Raw genomic sequence first — 5,911 nt, forward strand, 5'->3', positions numbered from 1 at the left:
GTCCTGCTCTATGTTGGCCTGTTTCTTGGTGTCGGCGGCGCCTTCGCGCTTGCCTGGCTGGCCGAGGACCAACGCTGCGGCCGGCGCTTCGTCATCGGCGCGATCCTGTGCGGCTTGGCGGCGGCGCCAATGTCGCTCGGGCTGCAGGGGCTCGATGCGCTCGGCGCGCCGCTTGCCCGGCTGGCGCAGCCGGTGGTCTGGCAGACCGCGTTCGCCACCAGCTTCGGCTGGACCGTTCTGATCGCGCTGATCGCGCTTGGTCTCGGCCTGCTGTCGCTGGCCGGGCCGCGCGGCGGCCGCAAGCCGCTTGCCCTTGCCGGGCTGGCTGGCGTCGGCGCCGCGCTCGCCGCCAGCGGCCATGCCAGCGCGGCCGAGCCGCAGTGGCTGACGCGGCCGATGGTGTTCCTGCACGGTGCGGGCATCGCCTTCTGGGCCGGCGCGCTGGTGCCGCTCGGGCTTTCGGTGAGGCAGCAGTCGAAGGATGCCGGGGCTTTCCTGCATCGGTTTTCGCGCGCGATCCTGCCGGTCGTCGCCGTGCTTGCCGCCGCCGGCATCGTGCTTGCCGTCATCCAGGTGCAGACGCCGGCGGCGCTGATCGGCACCGCCTATGGCAGGCTGCTGCTGGTCAAGCTGGTGCTGCTCCTGTTTCTGTTCACGCTCGCCACCATCAACCGCTGGACGCTGACGGCTCCGGCCGAAGCCGGCGCCACGGAGGTACAGCGGCGGCTGGCGCGCTCGATCGGGGCCGAGGTGCTGATCGTCGTCGCCATTTTCGCCGTCGCCGCCGGCTGGCGCTTCACGCCGCCGCCGCGCGCGCTGGCGATCGCCGCCGCGCAGCCGGTGTCGATCCACATCCACACGCTGAAAGCGATGGCGGATCTCAGCATCACGCCGGGCCATTCTGGGCCTGTCGCCGCCTCGATGGTGATCATGAGCGGCGATTTCGGTCCGCTCGACGCCAAGGCGGTGACACTGGTGCTGTCCAAGCCCGATTCCGGCATCGAGCCGATCAAACGACCGGCGACGAAGCCGGGCGACGGCACATGGCGCGTCGACAACCTGATCATCCCGGTTCCCGGCCGCTGGACGGCGCGGCTCGATATTCTGGTTTCGGACTTCGAGGTGGTGAAGATCGAGGCACCGATCGACATCCGCGCCGAGTGACAAATTGCTCGAGGCGGTTGACGCCATCGCAAAGGCCCGTCAATCATCCCGGCAAAACACGGCCCAACAAAATTCGGAAAGCAGGGAAGAAACGATGGAAAAAGCCGAAATCGGCCTGATCGGCCTTGGCACGATGGGCTCCAACCTGGCGCTCAACATTGCCGAGCATGGGCACCGCATCGCCGTCTTCAACCGCACGCCGTCGCGCACCGACGCCTTCGTCGCGGGCGCCGGGCCGCTGAAGGACATGGTCGTGCCCTGCTACAGCCTGGACGAGCTCGCCGCCGCGATCCGGCCGCCGCGGCCGATCATCATCATGGTGCTGGCCGGCAAGCCGGTCGACGAGCAGATCGCGGCGCTTCGCGGCGTGCTGTCCGACAACGACATCGTCATCGATGCCGGCAACGCCAATTTCCGCGACACGATGCGGCGCTTCTCCGAATTGTCCGGCTCGGGCCTGACCTTCATCGGCATGGGGGTGTCCGGCGGCGAGGAGGGTGCGCGCCATGGCCCGTCGATCATGGTCGGCGGCACGGAAGACTCCTGGAAGCGCGTCGAGAAGGTGCTGACGGCGATCTCCGCCAAGTTCAAGGACGAGCCCTGCGCCGCCTGGCTCGGCACCGACGGCGCCGGCCATTTCGTCAAGACGATCCACAACGGCATCGAATATGCCGACATGCAGATGATCGCCGAGATCTACGGCATATTGCGCGACGGCCTCGGCCTGGGCCCCAAGGAGATCGGCGCCGTCTTCGCCGACTGGAACAAGGGCCGGCTCAATTCGTATCTGATCGAAATTACCGCTAAGGTGCTGGCCGCCGACGATCCGAAGACCGGCAAGCCGGTGGTCGACATCATCCTCGACCGCGCTGGCCAGAAGGGCACCGGCAAATGGTCGGTCATCGAGGCGCAGCAGCTCGGCATTCCGGCGACCGCGATCGAAGCGGCGGTTGCGGCGCGCGTGCTGTCGTCGATCAAGGATGAGCGGCAGGCGGCCGAAAAGGCCTATGGCAATATCGGCGTCGCCAAGATCGCTGGCGACAAGGCCGCCCTGCTCAAGGATCTGGAGCTGGCGCTGTTCGCCGGCAAGATCGCCGCCTACGCGCAGGGTTTCGCGGTGATGAGCGGCGCCTCGAAGGAATTCAACTGGAGCCTGCCGATGCCGACCATCGCCAAGATCTGGCGCGCCGGCTGCATCATACGCTCGCAGATGCTGGACACGATGGCCGAGGCGTTCGGCTCTGGCAGCGCGTCGACGAACCTGCTGATGGCGCCGGCCTTCATCGCCATGATGCAGGAGGCGCATCCTTCACTGCGCAGGATCGTGGCGCGGGCGTCGGAAGCCGGCTCGCCGGTGCCGGCGCTGTCGTCGGCGCTCGCCTACTTCGACAGCTACCGCCAGGGGCGTGGCACCTCCAATCTGATCCAGGCGCAACGCGACTTCTTCGGCGCGCACGGCTTCGAGCGCATCGGCGAGCAGGGCGCGTTCCATGGACCCTGGGGCAGCGGCGCGGCCTAAGGGCAGGTAAGGCCGGCCTGCAAATGGCGGCCTCCTGCGCTTCTACAGCGCCGCGCGTCCGGACGGGCGCGCAAAGGACGCTGTAGCATTTTGACTTAGAGCGGTTCAGCGTTTCATAGAATCGCCGACCCGCTCTAACTAATTGTTTCTGCGCAATTCCGGACGGAAAACCGTTACACAGTTTTCCTGGAATTGCTCTAGCGCATGATCCTTTCCGAAAATCTTTCTGATTTTCGGGGTCATGCGCGTGCTCACGTACTTCAAGTACGCTCCGCTCCGGTTCCCGGAAGCCACCCAGTTTGATCGCCGCGCGCTCGTCTTCGACTCCGACTCGGCCTGACCTGCCTTTCAAGTCGCGCCAATCAGCTGCGATAGGGCTGAACCTCGCTCGGCGTGCTGAGCGATTGCAGCGAGCCGGGTTCGGCGCCGCCGATCCAGCCGAGCACCGAGCGGGCCAGCTCGGAGCCGGCGAGGCGGAAGTTCTCGTTGACGACCAGCAGTTCCCGCCGGAACAGATGCAGCAGTTCCGACGACTGCTTCGACACCACGTCGACGTCGCGGCCGAGCTTCAGGCCGGCATCCTCGATGCCGGCGACGACGGCGAGCGTCGCCGCGGCGGCGCTGCTGACGAAGCCGTCCGGCCGGTCCCGGCGCCGCATCAGCTGCGCCGTCCGCATCCTGATCTGCTCGATCGACTGGTCGATGGACACGGTGTTGAACGGCACCTCGCTGGCGCCGACTTCACTCAGCGCATCGGCAAAGCCGTTCAGCGTATGGCCATAGTAGGTGAGGCCGACCGGTGGCGTCACCAGGGCGAGCCGGCTGCGGCCGATGCCGGCGAGATAGCGCACCGCCTCGCCTGCGAAGGCGTAGTTGTCGAAATCATGATAGGGGTGCACGAGCCCCATGTCGGTGCGGCCGTGCGTGGCAAAGGGAATGCCGCGCTCCAGCATGTAGCGGGCGCGCGGATCGTCCGGCTGGGTGCGCGAAATGATGATGCCGTCGGCCGAGCCCGTCTCGACCAGATAGCGGATCGGATCCAGCGGATCCTGCGAGCGCGAATAGGGCGTGACGATCAGGTGATAGGGCGTGTCGGCGATCACCTCCGAGACACCGTAGATGATGTCCGAAACAAAGCTCATGATCTCGCGCTCGGTGTTGAGCACGAGGCTGATGACATTGGTCTTGCCGGTCCTGAGGCGCACGCCGGCGCGGTTCGGCCGGTAGCCTATCTGCCTGGCGACGAGTTGCACGCGCCGCCTGGTCTCGGCGCCGATCTCGGGGGCGTCCTTCAAGGCGCGCGACACGGTGGTGACGCCCAGCCCCGTCATGAAGGCAAGCGTCTTTAGCGTCGGCCTGGCCGGCGCTTCGCCATCCCTGTCCGTCTGGTCCCTGTCCATATCGTCCCGCCCGTCAGGCGCATAGCAGTCGCCGGGTCGGCCGGCAATCGCCCGCTATCGTCAGGCGGGTAGCTTCCAGTCCGACAAAACTCCCATACACTGAAACGTTACAGATTGTCACGACCGTTGTCCGTGCCGGCCCCAGGTCTGCTTTTTCCCGGCTTGCTCGCCCGGCTCGGAAAGTCGTTGGGAATCAGCGCGAAAGGCGTTTCGATAAGTTTTTTACCAGCTTCTAGCGTTTTGCAGCGCAGCTTTGCGTATTGCGGTGCACAAACTCGTGCCCGGCGGAACTATTTTGTTCGCGCTCCGAAAAATATCGAAGCGGCCTTTGCGTAAGGGGTTGCGCATATCGTGCAATTGCCGTATCGAAAATCTGTAACGTTTCAGATTCTTGGGAGGAACCGAAATGCGATACAAAATCCTGACTGCTGCGCTGGCGGCGACGGCCGCGCTGCAGTTCGCCGGTCCGGCGGCCGCGACCGATCTGGAAGTCACCCATTGGTGGACGTCCGGCGGCGAAGCGGCGGCTGTTGCCGAGCTGGCCAAGGCCTTCGACGCAACGGGCAATCACTGGGTCGACGGCGCCATCGCCGGTTCCGGCGGCACGGCGCGGCCGATCATGATCAGCCGCATCACCGGCGGCGACCCGATGGGCGCCACCCAGTTCAACCACGGCAGGCAGGCGGAAGAGCTGGTGCAGGCCGGCCTGATGCGCGACCTCACCGATATCGCCACCAAGGGCAAATGGACGGAAGTCGTGCGGCCGAAGAGCTTGCTCGACAGCTGCACCATCGACGGCAAGATCTATTGCGTGCCGGTCAACATCCATTCCTGGCAATGGCTGTGGCTGTCCAACGCGGCCTTCGAAAAGGCCGGCGTGCCGGTGCCGAAGAACTGGAATGAATATGTGGCGGCCGCCCCTGCGCTGGAGAAGGCAGGCATCATCCCGCTCGCCGTCGGTGGGCAGCCCTGGCAGGCCTCCGGCGCCTTCGACGTGCTGCTCGCGGCTGTCGGCGGCACCGATACCTTCCTCAAGGTCTACAAGGACAAGGACGCGAAATTCGCCGCCGGGCCCGAGGTCGCCAAGGTATTCAAGGCCGCGGACGATGCCCGCAAGATGGCGAAGAACACCAATGTGCAGGACTGGAACCAGGCAACCAATCTCGTCATCACCGGCAAGGCCGGTGGCCAGATCATGGGCGACTGGGCACAGGGCGAATTCCAGGTCGCCGGCCAGACCGCCGGCAAGGACTATACCTGCCTTCCAGGCCTTGGGCTGAACGAGGTGATTGCCACCGGCGGCGATGCCTTCTACTTCCCGCTGCTGAAGGACGCCGACAAGTCCAAGGCGCAGGAAGTGCTGGCCGAAACGCTGCTCGATCCCAAGACGCAGGTTGCCTTCAACCTGAAGAAGGGCTCGCTGCCGGTGCGCGGCGACGTCGACCTGCAAGCGGCGAATGACTGCATGAAGAAGGGCCTCGACATCCTGGCCAAGGGCAGCGTCATGCCCTGGACCGACCAGTTGATGTCGCAGGACAGCCAGAAGCAGAAGGAGGATCTCTTCTCCGAATTCTTCGCCAAGCCGGACTTGACCGTAGAAGACGCGCAGAAGCGTTTCGCCGACATCATCGCTTCGGCGGACTGATTGCTTTTGCCGACTGATTACGGCGCCCCCGCCAGCTCCTGGCCCCAGCCTATCCGGGGTCAGGAGCGTGATGTCGTCATTGCCCCAGCCCGGCTGTCGAGATGAGCAAGAGCGAACGCCCCAACCAGCTTTTCCGCAACCTCAATGCGAAGGTCGCCTCGATCCCGATGATCCTCACCGCGC

The 5,911-nt window shown here is 65.4% G+C and carries 4 protein-coding genes; 3 read left to right on the forward strand and 1 reads right to left on the reverse strand.

What is annotated here, in order from left to right; all coding sequences use genetic code 11:
* Together EN742_RS21425 and gndA are read left to right on the forward strand one after the other, a co-directional pair.
* Positions 1–1,164: copper resistance D family protein (locus EN742_RS21425; RefSeq protein WP_148670183.1), on the forward strand; the 1,164-nt coding region annotated here is incomplete at its 5' end.
* Between the two features lie 94 nt (positions 1,165–1,258).
* On the forward strand, positions 1,259–2,683 hold the full coding sequence (gndA, locus tag EN742_RS21430) for an NADP-dependent phosphogluconate dehydrogenase (RefSeq protein ID WP_127405816.1): 1,425 nt from the start codon (positions 1,259–1,261) through the stop codon (positions 2,681–2,683).
* A gap of 362 nt (positions 2,684–3,045) precedes the next feature.
* Here gndA and EN742_RS21435 read toward each other — a convergent pair whose 3' ends face one another.
* Positions 3,046–4,083: a LacI family transcriptional regulator gene (locus EN742_RS21435; protein WP_126058245.1), complete on the reverse strand. Its 1,038-nt coding sequence runs from the start codon at positions 4,081–4,083 to the stop codon at positions 3,046–3,048.
* Between the two features lie 406 nt (positions 4,084–4,489).
* On the opposite strand from EN742_RS21435, the gene EN742_RS21440 reads away from it, so the two are divergent.
* Entirely contained in the window at positions 4,490–5,728 is a 1,239-nt protein-coding gene (locus EN742_RS21440; protein ID WP_126058246.1) for an ABC transporter substrate-binding protein, read from the forward strand.
* Positions 5,729–5,911: the final 183 nt, after the last annotated feature.

Origin of the sequence: Mesorhizobium sp. M4A.F.Ca.ET.020.02.1.1 (assembly GCF_004022645.1) — a bacterium.
Classification (GTDB): domain Bacteria; phylum Pseudomonadota; class Alphaproteobacteria; order Rhizobiales; family Rhizobiaceae; genus Mesorhizobium.